This is a genomic window from Oceanobacillus sp. FSL K6-0118 (genome assembly GCF_038006665.1).
Classification (GTDB): Bacteria; Bacillota; Bacilli; order Bacillales; family Amphibacillaceae; genus Oceanobacillus; species Oceanobacillus caeni.
The window spans coordinates 2323206-2346562 of the sequence record NZ_JBBOVR010000001.1; the positions used below are offsets into that span (position 1 = coordinate 2323206).

General features: G+C 33.2%; 24 protein-coding genes and 2 pseudogenes. 13 read left to right on the plus strand and 13 right to left on the minus strand.

What is annotated here, in order from left to right:
* Nucleotides 1-120: 120 nt before the first annotated feature.
* A pseudogene (locus MHI02_RS11955) lies at nt 121-1239 on the minus strand (vitamin B12-dependent ribonucleotide reductase); the annotation flags it as partial.
* A gap of 300 nt (nt 1240-1539) precedes the next feature.
* Nucleotides 1540-2985, minus strand: a pseudogene (locus MHI02_RS11960) (vitamin B12-dependent ribonucleotide reductase); the annotation flags it as partial.
* Between the two features lie 388 nt (nt 2986-3373).
* Here MHI02_RS11960 and MHI02_RS11965 point away from each other — a divergent pair.
* Nucleotides 3374-3745: a rhodanese-like domain-containing protein gene (locus MHI02_RS11965; protein WP_047183843.1), complete on the plus strand. Its 372-nt coding sequence runs from the start codon at nt 3374-3376 to the stop codon at nt 3743-3745.
* Between the two features lie 54 nt (nt 3746-3799).
* Here the strand turns inward: MHI02_RS11965 and gcvPB are convergent, their stop codons facing one another.
* The 3 genes from gcvPB to gcvT form a co-directional block, all read right to left on the minus strand.
* The gene (gene gcvPB / locus MHI02_RS11970; RefSeq protein WP_257456625.1) at nt 3800-5260 is read right to left on the minus strand and encodes an aminomethyl-transferring glycine dehydrogenase subunit GcvPB; all 1461 of its coding nucleotides are present in this window, start codon (nt 5258-5260) and stop codon (nt 3800-3802) included.
* A complete protein-coding gene (gene gcvPA / locus MHI02_RS11975) occupies nt 5253-6602 on the minus strand; it encodes an aminomethyl-transferring glycine dehydrogenase subunit GcvPA (protein ID WP_204798574.1) in 1350 nt (449 codons plus the stop codon). The genes gcvPB and gcvPA overlap by 8 nt, the downstream gene beginning before the upstream one ends.
* A 165-nt stretch (nt 6603-6767) precedes the next feature.
* Complete coding sequence (gene gcvT / locus MHI02_RS11980) at nt 6768-7877, minus strand: glycine cleavage system aminomethyltransferase GcvT (protein WP_047183840.1); 1110 nt, start codon at nt 7875-7877, stop codon at nt 6768-6770.
* Nucleotides 7878-8122: 245 nt separating this feature from the next.
* On the opposite strand from gcvT, the gene MHI02_RS11985 reads away from it, so the two are divergent.
* Nucleotides 8123-9775, plus strand: coding sequence for a DEAD/DEAH box helicase (locus tag MHI02_RS11985; RefSeq protein ID WP_047183839.1), 1653 nt, complete (start codon nt 8123-8125; stop codon nt 9773-9775).
* Nucleotides 9762-10535, plus strand: a complete 774-nt coding sequence (locus tag MHI02_RS11990; RefSeq protein ID WP_047183838.1) for a YqhG family protein — start codon at nt 9762-9764, stop codon at nt 10533-10535. Before MHI02_RS11985 ends, MHI02_RS11990 begins: the two co-directional genes overlap by 14 nt.
* Before the next feature lie 63 nt (nt 10536-10598).
* Here the strand turns inward: MHI02_RS11990 and MHI02_RS11995 are convergent, their stop codons facing one another.
* The gene (locus tag MHI02_RS11995; RefSeq protein WP_047183837.1) at nt 10599-10778 is read right to left on the minus strand and encodes a YqzE family protein; all 180 of its coding nucleotides are present in this window, start codon (nt 10776-10778) and stop codon (nt 10599-10601) included.
* A 146-nt stretch (nt 10779-10924) separates the two neighbouring features.
* Between MHI02_RS11995 and comGA the strand changes: the two genes are divergently transcribed.
* The 9 genes from comGA to MHI02_RS12040 all read left to right on the plus strand — a co-directional run bounded on the left by comGA (nt 10925) and on the right by MHI02_RS12040 (nt 15905).
* Complete coding sequence (gene comGA, locus MHI02_RS12000; protein WP_047183836.1) at nt 10925-11950, plus strand: competence type IV pilus ATPase ComGA; 1026 nt, start codon at nt 10925-10927, stop codon at nt 11948-11950.
* Nucleotides 11898-12950, plus strand: coding sequence for a competence type IV pilus assembly protein ComGB (gene comGB / locus MHI02_RS12005; RefSeq protein ID WP_047183835.1), 1053 nt, complete (start codon nt 11898-11900; stop codon nt 12948-12950). Before comGA ends, comGB begins: the two co-directional genes overlap by 53 nt.
* A 13-nt stretch (nt 12951-12963) precedes the next feature.
* Entirely contained in the window at nt 12964-13272 is a 309-nt protein-coding gene (gene comGC / locus MHI02_RS12010; protein WP_047183834.1) for a competence type IV pilus major pilin ComGC, read from the plus strand.
* Entirely contained in the window at nt 13253-13699 is a 447-nt protein-coding gene (gene comGD, locus MHI02_RS12015; protein ID WP_047183833.1) for a competence type IV pilus minor pilin ComGD, read from the plus strand. The genes comGC and comGD overlap by 20 nt, the downstream gene beginning before the upstream one ends.
* Entirely contained in the window at nt 13686-14027 is a 342-nt protein-coding gene (locus tag MHI02_RS12020; protein ID WP_047183832.1) for a type II secretion system protein, read from the plus strand. The genes comGD and MHI02_RS12020 overlap by 14 nt, the downstream gene beginning before the upstream one ends.
* Nucleotides 13975-14493, plus strand: coding sequence for a competence type IV pilus minor pilin ComGF (gene comGF, locus MHI02_RS12025; protein ID WP_052771612.1), 519 nt, complete (start codon nt 13975-13977; stop codon nt 14491-14493). Before MHI02_RS12020 ends, comGF begins: the two co-directional genes overlap by 53 nt.
* Complete coding sequence (locus tag MHI02_RS12030) at nt 14480-14782, plus strand: hypothetical protein (protein WP_128715724.1); 303 nt, start codon at nt 14480-14482, stop codon at nt 14780-14782. Before comGF ends, MHI02_RS12030 begins: the two co-directional genes overlap by 14 nt.
* Nucleotides 14783-14894: 112 nt before the next feature.
* Entirely contained in the window at nt 14895-15587 is a 693-nt protein-coding gene (locus MHI02_RS12035; protein ID WP_047183831.1) for a helix-turn-helix transcriptional regulator, read from the plus strand.
* Between the two features lie 75 nt (nt 15588-15662).
* A complete protein-coding gene (locus MHI02_RS12040) occupies nt 15663-15905 on the plus strand; it encodes a DUF2626 domain-containing protein (RefSeq protein WP_047183830.1) in 243 nt (80 codons plus the stop codon).
* A 340-nt stretch (nt 15906-16245) separates the two neighbouring features.
* Here MHI02_RS12040 and MHI02_RS12045 read toward each other — a convergent pair whose 3' ends face one another.
* Nucleotides 16246-16875 carry an MBL fold metallo-hydrolase gene (locus MHI02_RS12045; RefSeq protein ID WP_060669004.1) on the minus strand — a complete coding sequence of 210 codons (630 nt, stop codon included), beginning with the start codon at nt 16873-16875 and terminating at the stop codon, nt 16246-16248.
* Nucleotides 16876-17050: 175 nt separating this feature from the next.
* On the opposite strand from MHI02_RS12045, the gene MHI02_RS12050 reads away from it, so the two are divergent.
* Nucleotides 17051-17224, plus strand: coding sequence for a DUF2759 family protein (locus tag MHI02_RS12050; protein WP_083452615.1), 174 nt, complete (start codon nt 17051-17053; stop codon nt 17222-17224).
* A 295-nt stretch (nt 17225-17519) separates the two neighbouring features.
* On the opposite strand, the gene MHI02_RS12055 is transcribed toward MHI02_RS12050, so the two are convergent.
* The 6 genes from MHI02_RS12055 to rpmG all read right to left on the minus strand — a co-directional run bounded on the left by MHI02_RS12055 (nt 17520) and on the right by rpmG (nt 23207).
* Entirely contained in the window at nt 17520-19409 is a 1890-nt protein-coding gene (locus tag MHI02_RS12055; protein ID WP_047183828.1) for an LTA synthase family protein, read from the minus strand.
* Between the two features lie 254 nt (nt 19410-19663).
* On the minus strand, nt 19664-20629 hold the full coding sequence (locus MHI02_RS12060; protein WP_047183827.1) for an ROK family glucokinase: 966 nt from the start codon (nt 20627-20629) through the stop codon (nt 19664-19666).
* Nucleotides 20630-20644: 15 nt separating this feature from the next.
* Nucleotides 20645-20836: a YqgQ family protein gene (locus tag MHI02_RS12065; RefSeq protein WP_047183826.1), complete on the minus strand. Its 192-nt coding sequence runs from the start codon at nt 20834-20836 to the stop codon at nt 20645-20647.
* A 229-nt stretch (nt 20837-21065) separates the two neighbouring features.
* Entirely contained in the window at nt 21066-22604 is a 1539-nt protein-coding gene (locus MHI02_RS12070) for a rhomboid family protein (RefSeq protein WP_047183825.1), read from the minus strand.
* A 123-nt stretch (nt 22605-22727) separates the two neighbouring features.
* Nucleotides 22728-22916 carry a hypothetical protein gene (locus MHI02_RS12075; protein WP_047183824.1) on the minus strand — a complete coding sequence of 63 codons (189 nt, stop codon included), beginning with the start codon at nt 22914-22916 and terminating at the stop codon, nt 22728-22730.
* Nucleotides 22917-23057: 141 nt separating this feature from the next.
* Complete coding sequence (rpmG, locus tag MHI02_RS12080) at nt 23058-23207, minus strand: 50S ribosomal protein L33 (protein ID WP_026681152.1); 150 nt, start codon at nt 23205-23207, stop codon at nt 23058-23060.
* Between the last annotated feature and the right edge of the window lie 150 nt (nt 23208-23357).

Below are 23357 nucleotides of genomic sequence, written 5' to 3' on the forward strand. Positions count from 1 at the left end.
AATAAGAATACATGAAATAAATATGTTAAACAAGCTTTTACTATTTGTGAATAAGTTTTATTTACTACAATATCATACCACAGAAAAGGGATTAGCTAATTAGCTAATCCCTTATAATTCTTAAAGCCCACATTTTAATTGTGCACCACAACTTGTACATGTGTTACAACCGCCTATATCTTCAACAGTTCCTTCACGACATACTGGACAAGTATTTCCTACTTCAGATCCAATCGTTACGCTTGTTTTTTCCAATTCTTGAACGGTGTCAACAAGTACAACTTTCGGTTTCTTATCTTCTTCAAATAGTTCTGTTTGTTCAAATGAATTTTCTTCTGCTTTTAAGGTTAATACTTGGCTGTCACGGCTTCCATCTACATATACCGTACCGCCTTTTGCACCGCCTCTATACAATCTTTCGTATACACTTTCTACTTGTTCAACAGTATATCCTCTTGGAGCATTTACTGTTTTAGAGATGGAACTATCTACCCAACGCTGAATTACACATTGTGTATCAGCATGTTCTTCAGGTGATAAATCCATAGCAGTTACAAACCATTCTGGTAGTTCATTTGAATCTACTTCAGGATGCTGATCTAAATATTCTTGGACAATATCTGCTTTTACCTCAATAAACTTACCAAGTCGTCCACTTCTAAAGTAAGAAAATGAGTAGTAAGGCTCAAGTCCAGTTGACACACCAACCATTGTTCCAGTACTTCCAGTTGGCGCAACGGTAAGTAAGTGAGAGTTACGAATTCCATATTTTAAGATGTCATCACGAATATCCTTAGGCATTCTCTTCATATAACCTGTATTGATAAACGCTTGACGTAATTGTTTGGTTTCCTCTTCTGTTTTACCTACTAAGAATGGGAAGCTTCCTTTTTCTTTAGCTAATTCAACAGAAGTTCTATATGCTGTTACAGCAATTGTTTCAAAGACTTTATCAACTAATTTATTACCTTCCTCAGAACCATATGCAGATTCACAGTAAATTAATAAATCGTGAAGCCCCATAACACCTAAACCAATTCGACGTTCCCCTAATGCTTGTTTTTCATTTTCTTTTAAGAAGTATGGAGTAGCGTCAATAACATTATCTTGCATACGCACACCCGTTTTAACCGTTTGTGCTAGTTTTTCAAAGTTTACTGTTTTCGTATCTTTATTTGCCATCTCTGCAAGGTTTACAGCAGCTAAATTACAAACAGAATATGGTGCAAGAGGTTGTTCCAATTTTGTTATCCTATCGGTTTTTTATCCAATAGTTCTTACAGTTGAGTTCCTGCAAGTTCAGCATACATTTTCATTACACAGGAATATCCTCGGTTCATGATATCTTCTTCCCTTAAAATTATCTTGATAAGGTGTGTGTAATGTTGCGGTCTCGTGGATGGATTATATTCTCAGATGAGGTTCACCATCTATGCGTTGCCCCTGACTAGAGCTTTACTTCTAGCCTTCGGTTCGGATTAGCATTCTCAGCCTTCCCGCTTTATCCCGCAATTTTTTACGTGAGGCAAACTATGCTATTTTTTCACCACACGGATTTGTTGCAACTACTTGTTGTCCATAACTTTTCGCATTTGTCATTTCGTTTGCATTGTCAATAAAGAAAATACCTGGTTCTGCTGAATAGGTTGCACAAATATTAATTAACTTCCACAATTCTTTTGCTTTAATGTGACGGTATATACGAATTCCATAACCCATTTCTTCCCATTGACGAACATCGCCAACTTCATGCCATTTTTCGTTATAAGCCTTCATTTCTTCTTCCGTGTAATTCTCAACGTCTGGGAAACGAAGCTCATAATAATCATCATTTTCAACGGCATCCATAAATTCTTTTGTAATACAAACAGAAATATTAGCTCCTGTTAAAAATTCTGGATTGTGAACAGAGTACGTACCGCCTGTTCTTAATTTTTCTTCTGCTTCACGAAATACAGCATCTGAAAAACCACCCTGACCAGGAATGTTTTTGTAGTTAAGAATTCCTTGATAAAGATCTTCTTCTGTCTCTGTAAGTGGAATAAATTTCAATTTTTCTTCTGCTATTTTTTTTATTTGTTCATCTTCTGTATTTTCAATTAAATACCTAAGAATTCTAGGGTTTTGCATTTTAGAAATAATAAATTCAATAATATCAGGATGAGAATCTACCAACATTATCATTTGTGCCCCTCTGCGCGATCCACCCTGTTCTACCAAATGTGTAAGCTTGGCAATATCATCTAACCATGAAACGGAGCCAGAAGATTTCCCATTTACTCCCCTTGCCAGTGTGTTTCTCGGTCTTAAAGTAGAACCGTTTGTTCCTACTCCTCCACCTCTACTCATGATTTCCATTACTTTTTTGCGGTGATCAGAAATGCCTTCACGTGAATCTCTTACATAAGGCATAACATAACAGTTGAAGTAAGTTACTTCCGTTTCGGATCCAGCACCATATAACACCCTGCCAGCTGGAATAAAATTCAAGCTAGATAGTTCCTCATAATACTTTTGGAACCATTCTTTCCTTTTATCCTCAGATATTTCGACAGAAGATAAACCTGTCGCATTTCTCATAGCAATTTGTTCATAATAAACTTCTAAAGGCTTATCTATCGTATCTAGTGAACGTTTAACAACACCTGTTTTCATCTCTTTTTCATCATCTAAAACAGAAACATATTCCGGTTCAACCTTCACCTCAGCTGTTTTGCTTTTCCAATCAATGGACTCGATAAAACCTAAACCTCTAGCCGGGAATTTAGGGTCCGCTTTGACCGTTAGCACAACAAAGTCCCCAACTTTTAGTGTTTTCTTCGTTGTATCTTTATATGAATAACGGTCTAACATTACTAAACGGGAAACACCTTTGTGAGTAAGTTTCATATCTTTTGTTATTGGATGTACAGCACTAAACTGTTCTATGTCTTTGTTAAGCGATTCTATGTTTATTCGATTCTTTCCCTCGACAAAAGTAGTCATTGAATCTTCTCCCTTAAAAAAATTATACTACCAAGAAGGTAGTTTTTTATGATACTATTTTACAATACCATTGAAATGATATTAATACAATATATCGTACTTAATCTAAAAACTAACACAATATATTGTATTTTGTAGTAAATATGTACTTTTTGTCAACTTAGAAAAACTATGAAATTTGTTAAAAAATAGAGAAAAACAATATAATTGGAAGGAAAAGTCAAAGGAATAAACTTTTTTCCTATTTGCTTTTATATATTCTATTTAAAACACTCACCCACCTATTTTTAATAGGCATTACAAATAGACATCATATAAAAAACTTTAAAAAATAGCAAATTAAACATATAATAAATACTATACATTCGAGAATAAACGGGGGAAAAAAATGAAATTATTAATTATTGCTTTATTAGTTATTCTTGCGTTTGGAATTTTTCGCTTTTACAGACAACGATCTTATCTAAAAACCTTAACAGAGGAAGAATTTATTAAAGGGTATCGTAAGGCTCAACTAATAGATGTACGTGAACCTCAAGAATTTGATCGTGGTCATATTCTAGGAGCAAGAAATATTCCAGTTACACAATTGAAACAACGATTAATTGAATTAAGAAAAGATAAACCAGTCTATCTTTATTGCCAAAGTGGTTCAAGATCCGCCAGAGCAGCACAAATCCTCCACAAAAAAGGCTATGAGGATATTTCCCAGCTTAAAGGCGGATTTAAAAAATGGACTGGAAAAATAAAAACCAAATAGTAAATACCATGAAAAAGAGGACAAAGATTCCAAACCTTTGTCCTCTTGTTTATGTTAATCCCAATCATATCTTAATATTGGTTTTCGTGCAGCAGTAGTTTCATCCACTCGTTTTACTACTGTATGATGAGGTGCTTCCAGTACTATATTAGGTGTTTCTTCTACTTCTTTGGCAATTGACAACATTGTATCAATAAATTGATCCAATGTTTCTTTCGATTCTGTTTCGGTAGGCTCAATCATCATTGCCTCTTCTATTATTAATGGAAAATATATTGTAGGTGGATGGTAACCAAAATCTAAGAGCCGCTTCGCTATATCTAAAGTCCGTACCCCTAATTTCTTTTGTTTTATACCTGATAAGACAAATTCATGCTTGCAATGTCTGTCAAATGGTAGTTCAAAAGCCTTTTTTAATTTCCTCATCATATAATTAGCATTTATCACTGCATATTCACTAACTTTCTTTAATCCTTCCGCTCCCATTGTTCTAATGTACGTGTATGCCCGAAGATTAATTCCAAAATTACCATAATATGACTTAACCTTTCCAATTGATTTCGGTCGATTATAGTCAAAAACAAAATCATTTCCTTCTTTTCTTAATACAGGTTTTGGTAAAAACGGCTCTAACTCTTTTGAAACACCCACTGGCCCTGATCCAGGTCCACCCCCACCGTGAGGTCCTGTAAACGTTTTATGAAGATTTAAGTGAACCGCATCAAATCCCATATCTCCCGGTCTAGTATAACCCATAATGGCATTCAAATTGGCACCGTCATAATATAGTTTTCCACCGGCATCGTGAATAATTTCGGCTATTTCTATAATTTCAGTTTCAAATAATCCTAATGTGTTAGGATTTGTCAACATTAAAGCAGCTGTATCATCTCCAACTACTTGTTTTAAGTGCTCTAAGTCAACTAACCCTTCTTCATTAGATTGAACGGTTATTACTTCAAGACCTGCCACTGTTACCGATGCCGGATTTGTTCCATGGGCTGAATCAGGAATAATAACTTTTGTCCGACCGTAATCCCCGTTTTGTTCATGGTATGCTTTTATCATCATTAAAGCGGTCCACTCTCCATGAGCTCCAGCTGCCGATTGTAAAGTGAACTCATACATCCCCGTGATTTCTTTTAAAGCATATTGTAAATCGTACATGATTTCCAATGCCCCTTGAACAGTTTCCAATAATTGATAGGGATGGAGATATGAAAAACCATCCAGCTTTACAATTTCTTCATTTATTTTCGGATTATATTTCATCGTACATGATCCAAGGGGATAAAATCCCGAATCCACTCCATAATTACGTGTAGATAAACCAGTATAGTGTCGAATTAATTCTAATTCATTGACCTCTGGAAGTTCAGCTAATTCTTTTCGAATATAAACAGGATTGATATCGCCTTCTATTTCCGTTTCTGGTACATCTAATTCTGGGAGACTACAACCAGTTCTTCCCTCCTGACTCCTTTCAAAAATTAATGGGTAATCTTTATTAACCATTGATATCCCCCAATTCTTTTGTAAATTGATCAATTTCTTCTTTTGTGCGAGTCTCTGTAATGGCAATCAACATATGATTTGGATAATCTGGATATTCATCCGACAAATCGTATCCACCAATTATTCCTTTTTGTAAAAGAATCCGGTTTACACATTTAACAGATTTTTTAAGTTGTATTACTATTTCATTGAAGAAAGGTGTTTTAAAAACTACTTCTATATTGTTATTTTCGAGTTGCTGCAGCATATATCTTCCTTTTTGAATATTTAGCTTTGCCATTTTATATAAACCGTGTTTCCCCAAGGAGCTTAGTGCAACAGAACTAGCTAAAGCATTTAACGCCTGATTAGAACAAATGTTGGAAGTTGCTTTTTCTCTGCGAATGTGTTGCTCCCTTGCTTGTAAAGTTAAAACAAAACCTCTTACCCCGTTCTCATCTTTCGTTTGTCCTACAAGACGACCGGGAATTTTTCTCATTAGTTTCTTAGTTGTAGCAAAATATCCGCAATGCGGTCCACCATATTGTGATTTTATACCTAATACTTGCATGTCTCCGACTACCATATCTGCCCCAAATTCACTAGGAGGAGTGAAGTAACCTAATGCAAGGGGATTACTTGAAACAATGAACATAATGTCTTTTTCTTTCTTGATTACCTTATTGATTTCCGCTAAAGGTTCTATTTGTCCAAAAAAGTTTGGATATTGAATGACAACACTTGCCGTTTCATGATCAACCATCTTTTCTAACTCTTGAAGATTTGTCCTCCCCTGTTTCTCCTCAATCTCGATAATTTCTAAGTTATGACCTTTTGCATAGGCTTTGATAATCTCCCTTGACTCTGGATGAACTAATTGGGAAACAAGGATTTTCTTTTTCTTCGTATGTGCTGCACTTAAATTAACTGCTTCTGCAAGAGCTGTACCACCATCATACATTGATGAGTTAGCAATCGGCATACCTGTAATTTCTGAAACCATCGTTTGAAATTCAAAAATAGCTTGTAACTCCCCCTGAGAAATTTCGGCTTGATAGGGAGTATAGGCAGTATAGAATTCCGATCTAGATATGACATGATCAACGACAGATGGGATAAAGTGATCATACACGCCCGCACCAAGAAATGATACATAATCCTTTAAATTTGCATTTTTTCTAGAAATATCATTTAACTCCTTGATCAATTGATATTCACTTGTTGGTTCTTTTAAATTTAAAGTCCTGTTTAATCGGATGGATTGGGGTATATCCGAAAATAATTCTTCCGCTGACTGAATCCCTATTGCTTTTAACATTTCATTTTTATCTGATTCCGTCATAGGTAAATACCGAAAATTCATTGGAATGCCTCCTTCTCCGTGAATAAAGAAGACTTCCATCAGCGGGGATTTCCTTCATCCACCCACTGATGGTTAGTCGCACTTATCGGGCTTTTATGGGCAGTTGATCTCCCTCTCACCTTCTTCACTTCCCCGGAAGCTTGAGGTGGGAGTCTTACTGCCCGTTTAGATGGGATAAAAAGGTAAAGGGACAACGATTGCATTACATACTCGATTCCGTATTTGAACTTTAACTTCCATCCCAGTAGAAGAATATTGGGAATCAAGTAAAGCCATGCCGATACTTTTTTTAAGAGTAGGAGAATGTGTTCCAGAAGTTACATAACCAATTATTGAATTGTCTATCAACACGTTACACCCGTGCCGTGGAATGCCCTTCTCTATCATTTCAATTCCAACTATCTTCCTTTGGGGTCCTTGCATCTTTTGTTCTGTTAAAGTTTTCCTTCCAATAAAATCGACACCTTTATCTAGCTTCACTACAAAATTCAAATTTGCTTCCATAGGGGTTATTTCTTTTGATAGCTCCTGACCATAAAGAGGTAATCCTGCCTCTAATCGAAGCGTATCTCTTGCTCCTAGACCTATTGGTTGTATCCCTTCTTCCATACCAAGTTGTAAAAGCTTTTTCCAAAGGTTTCTTCCCTCTTGTGGGTGAATATAAATTTCAAATCCGTCTTCCCCTGTATAACCCGTTCTGGAAATCATTGCTGGTGTTCCCATTCCTAAAAAGTCAATTCCATGCTTACATTCAAAGAAACGTAATTCCTGAAGGTTCGTTTTGGTTAATTTTTGTAAAATCCGTTCAGCGTTTGGCCCCTGTAAAGCTAATTGAACATAATGATGTGTAACAATTTCAATTTGAACCTGCTGAAAATCATATTTATTATTTTGATTCAGCCATTTATAATCTTTTATTGTGTTAGCCGCATTAACGACTAATACATATTCAAAATCTGCTACCATGTAGATAATAAGGTCGTCAACCGTTCCACCATTCTCATAACACATAACCGTATACTGAGCCTTTGATTGTGTTAACTTAGATAGATCATTCGTTGTCATCTGTTGTAAAAATTCTAAACTCTTGGGACCTGATATTTTTATTTTTCCCATATGAGAAACATCAAATAGTCCCGCTCGTAATCTAGTTGCTTCATGTTCATCGTTTATAGTCGAAAAACGAACAGGTAATTCCCATCCTTCAAAATCAATTGTCCTAGCTCCATTCTGTTTATATTCTGGGTATATGACCGTTTGTTTTAGCTTCTCGATTTAATCTCACTCCCTCATTAAAAATGTTCACTATACCAAAAAAGACAGAAATTCCTTAAAAAAGAATATCTGTCCTTTTTACAACACTTCTTGTTACCAGAATACCTTCATTCTTCGCTATCATGTCCTCATATTAAAAATATTATTGGTTATACTAAAATATATGTAAAAACGATTTTTATATTACTTCTTACAATTACTTTGAAAACTAAAATTATAAATTCATTAAATAAAAGGAGTATTTTATGGATTCTATTCAAGTTAATAAAGATACAACATTTATAACCGAATTAGAATCAATTTTGGAAAATGACGGACCATATTCTAGTTGGGAACTTTTTTCTATGGCGTACCATGCTGAGTTAACTACTATTACTCCCGAATTTAAAGGGTTAAGAGCTTTTGAATATCTACCTCATGTCAAGTTTTTAGATCATCAAGTTGAAGCAGCAGAACAAGTAATTGAAACAATGAATGGAAGAGCGATATTAGCAGATGAAGTAGGTCTCGGAAAAACGATTGAAGCTGGACTTATTTTAAAAGAATACATGATTCGTGGATTAGTAAAAAATGCACTTATTTTAGTTCCTGCTTCTTTGGTAAGTCAATGGGTCAAAGAGCTCAATGAAAAATTTTATATTCCAGCTGTAGCACATCGAAAGAATTATAGTTGGGACCAAAATATTATCATATCCTCACTTGATACAGCAAAACGTTCTCCCCATAGGGAAAAGATTTTAGATATTGATTATGATTTTATTCTAATCGATGAGGCGCATAAACTTAAAAACCATAAAACAAAAAACTATGAATTTGTTCGATCGTTAAAAAAGAAATATTGTCTACTATTGACAGCAACCCCAGTTCAAAATCAATTAATAGAAATTTTTAACTTAATTTCGATTTTAAAACCTGGTCATTTAGGCAATTATGAATCCTTTTTGGAAAACTATGGTAAAGATCGGAATAAAATCAAACAGGATGCTTATTTGAAACAACTCATACAAAAAGTAATGATTCGTAATACAAGACAAAATACAACGCTAAGTAGCACGAAAAGAAATATTCAAACCGTTTGGATTGATTTTAAGCAAGAAGAAAAGGAAGTATATAGCGAACTGGAATCAGCCTTTGCTGGGTTTTCAAGTTTCTCGAAGATTACTTTTCTACGAGAAATTTGCTCATCTCGAGAAGCTTGTTATCTTTCCTTGAAAAAATTGAATGAAACAAATCCAAACCCCTTCATCGAACAAGTTAATTCGAAAATTGAAAAACTTCCACATCATTCAAAAGCAGAAAAATTAGTGGAACTAATCAAACAGTTCGGTGATGAAAAGGTTATTGTTTTTACAGAATATCGTGCTAGCCAAATATATCTTCAATGGATTTTGAAGCAGCATGGAATTACATCAGTTCCTTTCCGAGGTGGATTTAAACGCGGAAAAAAAGATTGGATGAAACAATTATTCCAAGATCATGCACAAGTTCTAATTGCAACGGAAGCTGGCGGAGAAGGAATTAATTTGCAATTTTGTAATCACTTAATTAATTATGATTTACCTTGGAATCCGATGCGCCTGGAACAACGAATCGGCCGTATCCATCGTTATGGGCAAGAAAAAGATGTGCAAATTTATAATTTTGCTACGAAAGGTACGATTGAAGAACATATTATGACTTTACTATATGAGAAAATTAATTTATTTGAACAAGTAATCGGAAATCTTGATGCCATTTTAGAGGAACTAAATATTTCAAATATGGAATCAGAAATAGAGTCTATCTATAATGAATCGTCAACTATTGGTGAAGTAAAAATTAAATTGGATAACCTAACAAGTATCATTAAAAGCTCAATGGAACAATCACAAGAGGGGCAAAATTATGGCTATCACTAATTTAAATCAATTTTTAGAAGATTATTTTGTGTCACATCGATGCCAAATACTAGAAAACAAAGATGGGATTCTAAAAATCCAATTAACAGAAGAAATGGATCAAGCGTTAATGAATCGCCCTTTTTATTGGCATTATATAAAAAAAATCGGACAGCAAGGGCAGCCTATGGACCTTACCTTAATCACAAACCCGAATAAGAAGAACGAAAAAGGGGAATGGATTCACTTTGGAAGTCCCAGATTACAACAAATTATTAATCACCTTAAAGAAAAGGAAAAATATACAAAGCTTTTTCAAAAAGTAGTGTCAAACCAAAACACCCCCCTATTCCCTTGGTTAGTAGTAAATTTAAAAATGAGTTATAAGGGAAAGCAGAAAAAAGATGAAATGATTTCTATTGGTTTACAACTCGTAAACGGAAATATGCGATTAGAGATGATGGACCATCTACAGAAATTACCTTTACAAATGGCTATTTCTGATTATTGTTATACCATATCACCAATAATTAAATTACAAAGTGGATTTAAACGAATTGAATCGGTAATATCCTCCTATATCGAAAATCAAACACATGAATGGGCTCTAGAGTCATTACAAGAATTAGAAGAAGAAATCAAAACGGTACAACACTTTTATGAAGGTAGGACAGAGGAATTAGAACAAATGGAAAAGGAGATAGAAGAAATTAAAGAGAGATATCATCCAGTAATTTCCCAAGAAGTTATTAACGGCGGAATATTTTATTTAACGGAATAGGTATTAGAAAAATTCCCTTATACAGTGAGCTATCGGGAAAAGGCAGAACAGCTATATGTCATGCTATTCTGCCTTTTTTCTTAACGATTTAATTGCAAATGGCAACACACCAAACCAATGATTGGAAAAGTTGGAATTAGTATTTTTACGGTCTAATTTACGCTTTTGTCTTTCTTCGGCTGGTAAATCCAAATAAGAAACAACTTGCTCTGTCACAAATTTAATATAATCATTTCCTTTCAAAACTTCACCTCCATATCCTTAGATTTAACTAATCGGTGAAAACCTATTCAAAAAGTTTTTGAAATATTTATTAAAAAAAAGAAGGAATTTGAAAAATAATGTCGAATAGGACTATTAGCAATTAAATAAAAGGAGATGAAATAAATTTGAGTTCTGCTATAACACTTTCAAGAAACATATTAACAGCGGCAATTGAACAACATGCATCTGATATTCATTTTTACCCGTTTAATACGGAAACCGATATTTTTTTCCGGATTAATGGTAAAAGAGTCTTCTATAAAAAGATTTCCACGAATCATTATCAACTACTTCTTACCTATTATAAATTTAGCTCCGGAATGGATATTGGTGAAACACGAAAACCACAAAACGGAACAATCCAACATCACGATACTTCCATGATATACTCCCTTCGATTTTCAACACTCCCTACCAACCAATTAGAAAGCTTAGCTGTTCGAGTACTCCCACAAAAACAAACACATAGCCTTAACGAACTTTTCTTATTTCCTAGTCAGTACAAACAAATAAAAAAATGGGTAAAGCGTCGATCAGGCATAATCCTGATTACCGGGCCGACTGGAAGTGGGAAGACCACAACCTTATATTCTTTAGTTCATTCCCTTCTTCAGGAAGATTCCTATCAAACCATATCATTAGAAGATCCCATCGAAAAAGAAATGCAAGATATTATCCAAGTCCAAATCAATGAAAAAGCGGGTATTACTTATCAAACAGGGCTAAAAGCTGCACTTAGGCATGACCCAGATATTCTCATGGTTGGTGAAATCCGTGACGAATATACGGCAAAATTTGCTTTTGAAGCTGCTTTAACTGGTCATCTCGTAATGAGCACATTACATGCGAAGAATTCAATCGGTACTATTCATCGTTTAAGGGATTTAGACATTAAGGAGATTGACTTACAACACACTCTTATTGCAGTGGCTTCTATCCAATTAGTTCCAATACAAATAAATAAAAAAGTCATGAGACGTGCTGCAATTCTAGAAATTTTAGATGGAGAAATACTCGATTATGTGCTAAAAGGAGGTGATGTAAAAAAGATTAAAAACTATCATTCATTTCAACACTTAAGAAAGAAGGCGTACGCATATGGATTTATCTCTAAAGAAACTTTATTTGAATTACAGGTTGAGACCGAATAATGAACTACAACTTAGATTTCTAAAACGATTGTCACGCTTATTAAAAAATGGTTATCCAATCTTAACTGCATTAGAAAAGATAAAATGGGACAGTCATCTCTCTACTTATGCAACTAAAATCATTGATTCCCTTAAAAACGGGGAAACCATTGATCAAGCTTTCGAAAATGTCCATTTCCATCCGACCATAACATCATATTTATTTTTTGTAAGAGCAAATAATGATCTAGAAGGTAACTTAGAAAAAGCAATACAAATGTTTCAGCAACGTATAACGCATACAAAAAAGTTTAAACAAATTATTCGGTATCCATTAATTTTAATCTTTATCTTTTCTACATTGCTATTCTTTATTAAAGAATCTGTATTACCAACCTTTGTTGAAATTTTTGATAGTAACTACCATTCCAATTCATCTATCCATTATACAGTCACGTTAATCGATTTTGTCACAACCTTCATCATCATTTCTATTTTAGTGTTCAGTTTCTGTTTTATTTTATGGTATTTTATTCAACAAAAACTAAGTATACAAAAACAACTAAAAATTTATTTAAAAATCCCATTGTATAGATACTACTTAAAGATGCAAACCTCCTATTTTTTTGCTTCTCATTTCTCTTCCCTTCTTAAAACCGGCATGTCTTTTAAAGAAATTCTACAACATATGGCGAACCAACCAAAACTCCCTATCATTTCTTACTATTCCACATTATTAACCAATGAATTAAGTCAAGGAATTCATTTAAGTTTTGTTTTGTCTCAATTGCACTTATTAGACAAACACTTGATTTCTATCTTTCAACAAGATACAGATATGGAAGCATTAGAAATGGATCTTTCTGTGTATGCCGAGCTATTAATGGAAGATATAGAAGCAAAGACATTAAAAATTTTAACATGGGTACAACCTATCTTTTTAATCATTATTGGAGGGCTTATTATCTTTATTTATATCTCATTAATGTGGCCAATGTTTCAATTAATTAAAACGGTTTAAGGAGTGGTTTCAAATGTTTAATAATAATCGTGGATTTACACTAGTAGAAATGCTAATTGTTTTGTTGATAATTTCTGTGTTGATCATTCTTATCGTTCCCAATTTAGGTGGAAGAAGTGCAGAAGTAAACGAAAAAGGATGTGACGCTTTAAAATCATTAGTACAAGGACAAGTAGATGCGTACTATCTAGAGAATAATGATTATCCGACTAGTATTAATGATTTAAAAAGTAAAGGGTATATAACGAATGATCAAACCAAATGTCCAAACGGAAAAAGTCTAGTATTAGATGGAAATAATAATGTTAAAATCGGTAATTGATCAAAAGACTAAAAAGAATGGTTTTACTTTAATCGAGCTTCTTTTTGTGTTAGCAATAGTTTCCATAATGGTTCTAATTAGCCCAATCATCAAGGTACCTAGCTTAAAAAATATTCAAGATCAACAATTTTTAACGGTTCTTGAATCAGATGTTTTATATTTACAAAATCTTTCAACCACTACGGAAGATTTTGTTCGTATTACCTTTTTTAAAGATCATTATAACTTAAGAAAAGGTGAAGAAGTTATATTGAATCGATATTATCCTGAAGGGGTTACTATCGATACTAGGGAAAATAATAATATTATTTTTAAAACATCAGGAACGATTGTGAACAGAAAAATAATAGTAATAAGAACAAATCAATCAACTTATCATTTAGTCTTTCCACTAGGAAAAGGGAGAATGAATATTGTCGAAAATTAACGGATTTACATTAATTGAAATTTTAATCGCAACAGGAATTTTTATGATTTTAGTAATGGTATTTGTGCCAATCATTACACAAATTAAAAAAGAAGAAACAGTTCTAAGTGATCGACGGTCGATTGCATACGAATTACATGATGAATTACAGCCCTTTATTTGGAACAATAAATCGTTACCAAACACTTTTTCAAAACGAAATTATAATGGAAGAATAGTCCAATACACTTTCACAGAAGAAAATAAGTTCATTAAAGGATGTGCACAATGGGAAAATGCAAGAAAAACAAATGAAACGTTTTGTTTGGAAGGACTGGCTAAAAAGTGAAAAAGGATTCTCATATATTTCGATGTTTTTTGCACTAGCTATAGTAAGTATGACCTTACCGATGTTCGCTTATTTACTTCAATCAACAAGTCACTTATCATCCAATCATAACGAACTATCAACACAACAGTTTTTTCAGTTCATAAGAGATGAAGTAATCTCTTCTAATGATATCAAGATAGAAGGAAATAAATTAAAACTAATTCAACATGATTCCGAAATTCTTATTGAACAATACGGTAGCCTCATCCGCAGGCAAGTTGACAGAAAAGGGCATGAAATATTGTTACAAAATATTGAGAAATTATCAATGGATTCAAATCCCTATGGAATTCGATTAAGGATAAGAAATACATTAGGAGAGACTTATGAAAAGGTTATTGTCTTTTACCAGAAACCAAAACGGGTTCATGTTACCTTACGTACTATTTGTGGTAAGTCTAGTTTTTATAATGATTACATCTAGTATTCTGCTTTATCGCAATGATCTATATCTCACTGACCATTATCTAGAACATATTCGTATCGAAACATTATTTCAAATGAGTCAAATGAAATTCAATCAAGAAATATTGTCAACAAATTCGACTATTCCCTCAACTGTTCAATATGATTTCCCTGATGGAAAGGTGATTATTCACATAACAGAAGAATCCGAAAACCTATATGATTTTGTATACATCATCACAACTAAAGAATTAGAATTTAAATACACCTTTTCTTATACTGCCAATATAGTAGATACTCAATCGTAAAGGACCTTTTTTTCTTTACTTATGTATATTTTATTACATTTTATTTAGTTTACCCATCTATAATAATATTTCAACTATAATAATAGTATATAAAAATTGTGAGGTGTTTAACATGAACCAAACACTAAAGGTAACAAGTATACTTAGTGATCCGACTCGTTACAATATTTATCAATATATGCTTAAAAAACATAAGGAAGTCAACGTTGCGGAAATTGCAGGTGAATTCGATATTCATCCAAATGTGGCCAGACTACACCTTTCGAAATTAGAAGACATTCAATTAGTAACATCCTATTCCAAAAAAACTGGAAAAGGTGGTAGACCAAATAAAGTTTATTTCTTATCAAATAAAGTTATTGAATTAAATTTTCCATACCGTGACTATAAACTCCTCTCCTCCATTCTTATCGATTCTTTAGCAGAAATGGGAGATATCGGTAGAAAAACCTTATATACGATCGGTGAAAAATATGGAAAGAATATTATGGATGGTGTTCATGCAAAAAATTTATCTACGGAACAAAAGTTGAACATTCTTGAAGAAGCCTCCACTATGATGGGACTCTATTCCAATTTCTTTTGCAACGAAGAAAAGCATACGATAAAATTTCAAGTAAATAACTGCCCTTTTGGAGAATTAGCAGCAAAAAATCAACCTTTAATTTGTGATATGCATTATGCCTTCATAAAAGGAATGTTAGAAGTATTATTTACGGAAGTTGAGTTGATAGAGGAAGAAAACATGTTCGCCCATCGTTGTGATAGTTGTTCCTATTCTGCAAATTTACTAGCAAATTATTAACAGATTCATTTACAAGATGGAAAATCTTGTTTATAATATTGTTTGATAACGTTATCTTAAAAGGGGGGAAATCGCATGGATCGTATGTTCCGTGTTCTTGCCTTTTGGACAGGTATATTCACAGTCATGTTCTATGTTGGTGATATGGTTGGAACGGCGCTATTATTCCTCGTTCAAACGGTGTTTTTCCTTACATTGGGTTATTTAAGATTGTCTGAAAGAATGTATATGTACCTATTCGGAGCGTATTGTACCGTATTTATGATTGGCTTTACGTGGTATTCCGAATTTATACTAGTACCAGGGTTCGGACACTAGAATGAGCGCCAGAAAAAATCCTACACTTTATTCGTGTAGGATTTTTATTTTTCCATTTATGTGCGTGTTCAAAAAGCCGAATAAAAAGAACTGAGGTCGGCTAAGATCGTAAAGTCTATTTTTAGTCGACCTTCCTTTAATTCGTTTCCTTCGCATGGTAGCTCGAAGCGACGATGCTTCCGGTACTGAAACATATGCAGTTAATACATGAGGAACGGACCTGTACAGGATGTGCTGACTTCTACGTTACCCACAGGACGCAGGCGGCTTTAGGAAGTTCCGCTAGCACGAACGAAAATATTTGAAATATCACTTTTACCGGACCTTTTAAACATCCTCTTTACACGCGGTATGGAACAAAAGGATTATTACTCTTCTCGAATAAAATAGAAGTTTTAGGTCCATGACCTGGATAAACAGTAAAGTCATCAGGAAGGCTATAAAATTTATTTTGAATCGATTGAATAAGTTGTGACATGTCCCCTCCTAAAAGATCAGTTCGTCCAACACCACCGTAGAATAACACGTCTCCACCGAAAACCCATTGTTCCTTTTCAAATACAAAACTTACACTTCCCGGTGAATGTCCTGGTGTATGTCTTACTTCAAAAATAAATGACGAAATAGTTAAATTCCCTTCAGATAAATAATGTTCTGGTTTTTCTGTTTTAATCTCATTTCCAACAAATTTAAATGAACCATTTAATTGAGGATCTAGTAACCAATCCCTTTCATTTTCATGTAAGTACACTTCAATGTTATAATGGTTTCTTAAATCTTCCACTGCACCAATGTGATCAAAATGTGCATGAGTTAATAGGATTGCTTTAGGTGTTGCATTTTTACTTGTTAACATCTCTATTACTTTACTTGCTTCTCCACCCGGATCAATAATAAGTGCTTCTCCCGCAGAGATGATAATGTAACAATTTGTTCCTAAAGGTCCAAGAGATAAAGTTAAAACCTCCATGATATACCTCCAAATAAATAAATTTATATATATGTAAAAACATGTATATACCTCGACAAAATCCATATATTACTATAAAATGAATATGTATATTTAATTACATAATAATATAAATGTAATTCCCAAATCAAAGGTTATCTATTAGGGAGAATTAGCAAAAGGGGGTATTTAAAAAATGTCACACATTGTATTTGGAATAATATGTCTTCTAGTTGCCTTATTAGCGGTAGTCTCAGTTGTACGCCAACTGAAATATAAAAATGCGTTCGCGCTAATCTTTTCCGCTCTTGCTGCGTTAGTATTTGGTTTCTTTTCTATCGCAACGATTATCTCCGAATTAGCCGGGTAAGAACAGAGGTGTAAGCGCCCTCTAGCGCTTCGCGGACGTGTCCTTTCCAAAGAAAAGTATAATAGGCTGAAATTTAATAACCTTCTTATTCATTGAAAAAAGCTGCTTTTTATAAAGCAGCTTTTTTCTACACGTATTTTCATAAAGAAGACCTCCATCAGTAGAGGTTTTCCTTCATCCCCACTGATGGTTAGTCGTTCATATCAGACCTTTACGGGTAGTTGATCTCCCTCCCACCTTCTTTGTTTCTGAAGCCTGAAATGGGAGTCCTACTGCCTGCTTAGGTGGGATAAAATCAGTCAAAATCATAAAATCGAAGTAGATCTCCATAAATCAAATCATCTGAATGCTGTAACTCTGTTTCAACATTATTTCTAATTTCGTTACAACTACTTACTTTTTCTATACCTTTATTCGTATCTTCTTCTATTATCTCACCCGTTTCACGATTGTAACAAGTACCTGCAGTAAAAATAAATTCATTGCTTATAAAATCACCGTTGCGTAAAGCAATGTAACTCTTCCTATTTTTAGCAAATAAGTCATTTCCGAAATAAATATCATTTTTTGTATCTATTCCAAGAAGACTTAAAATCGTTGGTTTAATATCAATTTGTCCAGACACGGTTGATATCGTTTTTCCGTTTCCATCCCCCGGAATATGGATAAGTAGTGGAACTCTTTGTAATTGAACTTGATCATACGGGGTTATTTCTTCCTTGTCTAAATACATACTCATTGCTTTATTATGGTTTGCACTTATTCCTATGTGATCCCCCATAATGACTATTATTGAATTTTCGTAGAGATCGGTAGACTCAAGCAGTGTAAAAAATTCCTCAATTGCTTCATCCATATACCTAACGGCCGGAAAATAGTTATTAAGTGTATTTGAATTAGAATGATATGGTTCAATCGAACGATCCTCTTCACCTAATTCAAAAGGAAAATGGTTTGTTAATGTAATTAATTTAGCATAAAATGGTTTATCCATGGATTGTAAATGTTTAATGGATTGCTCAAAGAATGGTTTATCTTTTAGTCCCCATCCAACTGAGTTATCCGGATTAATTTCATAAGAGTTTTCATCATAAAAATGATCAAAACCTATACTGTCGTACATTTGAAATCTATTCCAGAAGCTTCCACTATTGGCATGTAATACAGCTGAATTATAACCTTCATCTTTAATAATTTCAGGAGTAGCATGATATTCGTTAGTACTGTGTGTAAAGAATACAGCCCCTCTAGATAGAGGGTACATAGAATTTTCTACTAAGAATTCAGAATCCGAGGTTTTTCCTTGTCCTGTTTGCTCGTAAAAGTTTTCGAAATAATACGTATCTTCATCTTCTATTAAACTATTTAGAAACGGCGTAACTTCTTCTCCGTTCAGTTCATTTTTAATTACAAAAGATTGAAGAGATTCAGCATTAATCCAAATGACATTTTTCCCTTCTGCCGCTCCAAACATATTCGATTTCTCGTTTATTCGCACATTATCATCTATAAAAGACTTGATATCATTTAACTCATTACCATCAGCGAAAACCCTTTGGGATTCTGCTTTGGAATGCTGCACAATATCATAAATATGGTAGTTAAACAATCCAATGTTTTTAACCAAATATTCACGGTCAAAGCCTCGAGTAAATAATTGTGGTCTTTCCATTTCTGCAAGTAGGAAGTTTCCCGCTAATAACAGCAAGGACAAAGATAGCACAAATACTTTCCATCTTTTTTGATAAGAGACTTTAACGAACTCTTCTTTTCGTTTACTCCACACCCAAATTAGAACTGTGTCAATAAATAATAAGAAATCGTACGGTTTTATTAATGTTAAAATACTAGAACCTAAATCGGCCATATTACTTCCCATAAATAATTGCGGAATTGTTATAAAATCTGTGAATTGTCGATAGAATACAAGATTTGCGAAAACAATAAAAGACGCTATAAATCCTGTATACCGAATATATTTCATTTGTCTAGATGGTTTATTAAACCAAACAGAAATGGCAAACATTACAAATGCAGAAACAAACGGATTGATAAATAATATAAATTCCTGCATTGAATTATCGAGTTCAATATTAAACATAAATCGGTAAACAATATATGTTTTTATACCAAATAATAAACTAGCAGTTATATATAACGGTATTCTCGGTCTTTTTTCATTCAAAGATATTACCCCCTAGACCATTCCACATTAAATTCGTCATTTTAAACAATTAGAAAAGGATAAAACTCTTTTTCAGGTTGAGTCCAATTTAGGTATAACCCGACCTAATGGTATGCCTAATTTTCTAATTATCGTTATATTATATGACGATAAAAATTAAAAAAGGTTTCAGTAATTTTACAATTTCTTAATATTTATATGTAACGATATGGAAGGTTGTATGTAAACAATTATTTTAGAGGTTTAAGGCACTACTAGTTGAATTTTTCCTCTTCTAAACTTTGTTTAACTAAAAATGCTCCACCGAGAATACCGGCATCATTTCCAAGATGGGCTATTTTTAATTCACAAATTTGATGTAACTTCGGAATTGCATATTTTCGAAAAGCCTTGTCTATTTTTCCCAATAAGAACTCCCCTGCTTTTGAAACACCACCACCAAAAATTATCTTAGAAGGATTAATTACTGTTCCGATGTTTGCTAAAGCTTTACCTAAAACGTCACAGGTGTAATCAATTATTTCAACACATGTTTCATCGCCCGACTTGGCAAAATCGATAACATCTTTTGCAGTGATTACTCCCTTGTCTCTGTAATACTGAGCCACATTAGAATTGGGATTGGTTAAAATGGAATCCATCCCTTGTCTTTTTATTCCTGTAGCAGAACAAATAGTTTCCAAACATCCGTTACCACCGCAATTACAATGAACACCTTCTGGTTCAACTTTTATATGACCAATTTCTCCAGCCATTCCATTTTCTCCATTTAAAATTGAACCATTTACAATAATTCCGCCGCCGACTCCAGTGCCAAGTGTAACTGCAATCATATTTAAAGAACCTTGCCCTGCCCCAATCCAATATTCCCCTAAAGCTGCAATATTTGCATCATTTTGAACAAATACAGGTAAATTAGATCTCTTTTCTAATTGCTGTTTTAAATCCATTCCTTTCCAACCAATATTAACCGCTTCCGAAACATATCCTGACTTCACATCAATAAAACCTGGAGCACCTACTCCAATTCCATATATTCCATTACCATTATTTTCAACCTTATCATGAATGGATTTCCAAATATCATCTACAATCGCACTACCATTGTTAGCGGTATTTGTTGGTATTTCCCATTTTTCTATAATCGTACCTTTTAAATTTATAAAACCTAACTTAATAGTAGTACCACCGATATCTACCCCGACCAAAATTTTCCCCATTTGTTTCTCCTTTATCTAAGTAAGTCTTGACTTCTCTTTTTTCAAAATAAGCCTTGCTTGTATATAATCTTCGTTAGAAATAAATTCCAATTTATGGAGATCTACAACTTCCATTTCCATTAGTTCTAAATCACCTATACGGTCGCCAGTATAAATGAAAGTGTGGAATCTCTTCAATAATTGTTGGACATCAAATACTGTTTTCACTTATTAATCACCATTTTTAATTATATCAAATTTAATAAGTAATATAAAGAAGACTTCCATCTGTGGGGGTTTTTCTTCATCCCCCACTGATGGTTAGTCACACTCACCTACTGCTAATCTTTTATTAGTATAATTTACATTTTCGTTATAGGATCACACCTAGCATATGAATAATGATAGATTTAGTTTAAACTTATTATCATTTTCTATACTTAAATGAATAGTGTGTTTACAAAGATTCCCCCGTTATTTCTTCATATAATTTTATAAAATCCTTATTTTCCGGATTTCTTGTGTAGGCTTCAATAACATTCTCCTTTGCTCTCTCTTCATCACCTATTTCATAATATAGGTATGCTAAATTATAATAGGCTTCAGATAAGGGTTCATAACGAATACTTTTTTCAAGATCTGCAATTGCCTCATTTGTTTGGTTAAGTTTAATAAAGGCGTAAGATCTTTGAAAATAAATAATCGCTTCTGAATTTCCTTTTGCATGTAATGCATCATTAGCAATTTTTACAACCTTTTCATATTCTTTATCCGAAAGGGATTCTTCCAGCATCATTAAATGATACTCTTGTTTATTAAGGTTATTGTGAATCCCGAAATTAACCAAGTATAATAAACTTACTGCAAAAACAAGGGCAGCAAATAATTGAATAACTATTTTTTTCTTTTTTGGAAGAAATATAATAGCAGATGCAATGAATCCAGCAACTAGCCCACCTATGTGAGCGGCCATGTCAATTTGTTGGACAACAAAGCCAAGTATAAGATTAATGGCTAGAATTAGCAGCACATTCGATCCTAATGTTTGAAAAAATATTTCCCTATAAATGAAACCGAAAAATAATAGCGCCCCAAATAATCCAAATATCGCTCCTGAGGCTCCTGCAGAAATGTTGACAGAAAATGCAAAGCTTGCAAGTCCCCCTCCAATTCCCGATAGTAAGTATATAAATAAAAATCGCCAACGTCCATACATTTTCTCTACTAATATTCCTAAATAATAAATGGCCATTACATTCATTAATAAATGGAAGAAGCCAATGTGAATGAACATCGAACTAAGTATACGCCACCATTGATTATCTTCTATCATACCCGGATTATATTTAGCACCGTATTGTAATAAAGTATCCGTATTAGTGCTCCCTCCTTTTACTTCAAGGAGAAAGAACATCAATAAATTAATGATAATGAAAACATATGTGAAAAATGGCTTTCCATAAGAAAAAACTTTTTCAACCGTTTCTTGTTTACTTTTCCGTTTATTTATTAGTTGTTCTCGATTAATATGAATTTGCTTTTCTTTCTCTGAATCCGGTAGTTTATCATTTATTTCAAAAGAATCCGTATCAATAGAATGTTGGAGTCTTAATATTTCTTGTTCCTTATCTTCTTTATGTATGTAAAACATCTTATGTTGTATGAAGTTTTTATCTTTTAGCTGAATTGGCTTTTTTAGATATTCCCAACTATCTATTGGATACTGAGAAGAAATATATACATTAAATAATGTCATTTTCCTACTTTTAAAGGGACGTTTCATTTTACTAACTTTTTGTAAGACAATAAAAATATCCTTTTTTAAATGATTTTTCCAATCGTATCCATTTAAAGTTAGTCTAACGATATTGGAATGTTTATTTTTATATTGTTCTAACCAAATTTCCTTTGGGTTAATATGTATTACTTCATAACCTTCTCGATTAACTAACTTGGATGCGATAGTATGCATTATGTACGAATCATTCGTGTCCATTTATTCACCTTCCTTTCCCTTATATCATAACAGTTGTATTTACGATTAGAAAACTTTGCCTTTTTTTCTGCAAAAAAAGAAGTTGCAACAAAAAGCAACTTCTTTTCCCAAACGTTTTTTTTATTATTCGCTTTCCATATCAAATATACTTGGCAAAAGTTTATAACGTAAATTTGGAATACTCATGGAGATTCGTACTGCATATTTACGTAAGAAGTTCACTTTCATAATAAAATTAAAAATTCGATATCGATTTTTATAAACATAATAGATCGCGATAAATAAAGAAACTAGCGAGGTTATTCCTTTCATATTCACACCTTCTTTTACTCATATTTTGATTAGTTTTTGAAATGAGAAGGTATTTATACATTATCATATAAAGAGGACTTGCCCGTTTCGGTGGAATAAATTAAAAATCCCCTGTCCGTATAGACAAGGGATTTTTATCCATTATTTTGTTTCACGATGTAAAGTGTGTTTTTTAAGACGTGGACAATATTTCATAAGCTCAATACGCTCAGGATTTGTACGTTTGTTTTTTGTTGTAATATAATTACGATCACCTGTTTCAGTACAAGCTAAAGTAATGTTTACGCGCATGTTTTTCCCTCCAAACTATAAAAACTAGAAAAATGAACATTTCGTTTAGACTTTAATAATAATATCAGAGTTTCTGCTTACAATCAAGAATGAAATTTAAAATGTATGTGTCAAGTTTTTCTCGGTGTGTCTTTCACACCAATATTTCCG

Bases quoted from the DNA above. Each gene is read 5' to 3' on its own strand.
- MHI02_RS11965 (WP_047183843.1), top strand. From the start codon at position 3,374: ATGAAATTATTAATTATTGCTTTATTAGTTATTCTTGCGTTTGGAATT.
- gcvPB (WP_257456625.1), bottom strand. From the start codon at position 5,260: ATGGTTAATAAAGATTACCCATTAATTTTTGAAAGGAGTCAGGAGGGA.
- gcvPA (WP_204798574.1), bottom strand. From the start codon at position 6,602: ATGAATTTTCGGTATTTACCTATGACGGAATCAGATAAAAATGAAATG.
- MHI02_RS11985 (WP_047183839.1), top strand. From the start codon at position 8,123: ATGGATTCTATTCAAGTTAATAAAGATACAACATTTATAACCGAATTA.
- MHI02_RS11990 (WP_047183838.1), top strand. From the start codon at position 9,762: ATGGCTATCACTAATTTAAATCAATTTTTAGAAGATTATTTTGTGTCA.
- comGB (WP_047183835.1), top strand. From the start codon at position 11,898: ATGGATTTATCTCTAAAGAAACTTTATTTGAATTACAGGTTGAGACCG.
- comGC (WP_047183834.1), top strand. From the start codon at position 12,964: ATGTTTAATAATAATCGTGGATTTACACTAGTAGAAATGCTAATTGTT.
- comGD (WP_047183833.1), top strand. From the start codon at position 13,253: ATGTTAAAATCGGTAATTGATCAAAAGACTAAAAAGAATGGTTTTACT.
- comGF (WP_052771612.1), top strand. From the start codon at position 13,975: ATGCAAGAAAAACAAATGAAACGTTTTGTTTGGAAGGACTGGCTAAAA.
- MHI02_RS12030 (WP_128715724.1), top strand. From the start codon at position 14,480: ATGATTACATCTAGTATTCTGCTTTATCGCAATGATCTATATCTCACT.
- MHI02_RS12035 (WP_047183831.1), top strand. From the start codon at position 14,895: ATGAACCAAACACTAAAGGTAACAAGTATACTTAGTGATCCGACTCGT.
- MHI02_RS12040 (WP_047183830.1), top strand. From the start codon at position 15,663: ATGGATCGTATGTTCCGTGTTCTTGCCTTTTGGACAGGTATATTCACA.
- MHI02_RS12045 (WP_060669004.1), bottom strand. From the start codon at position 16,875: ATGGAGGTTTTAACTTTATCTCTTGGACCTTTAGGAACAAATTGTTAC.
- MHI02_RS12050 (WP_083452615.1), top strand. From the start codon at position 17,051: ATGTCACACATTGTATTTGGAATAATATGTCTTCTAGTTGCCTTATTA.
- MHI02_RS12060 (WP_047183827.1), bottom strand. From the start codon at position 20,629: ATGGGGAAAATTTTGGTCGGGGTAGATATCGGTGGTACTACTATTAAG.
- MHI02_RS12070 (WP_047183825.1), bottom strand. From the start codon at position 22,604: ATGGACACGAATGATTCGTACATAATGCATACTATCGCATCCAAGTTA.
- MHI02_RS12075 (WP_047183824.1), bottom strand. From the start codon at position 22,916: ATGAAAGGAATAACCTCGCTAGTTTCTTTATTTATCGCGATCTATTAT.
- rpmG (WP_026681152.1), bottom strand. From the start codon at position 23,207: ATGCGCGTAAACATTACTTTAGCTTGTACTGAAACAGGTGATCGTAAT.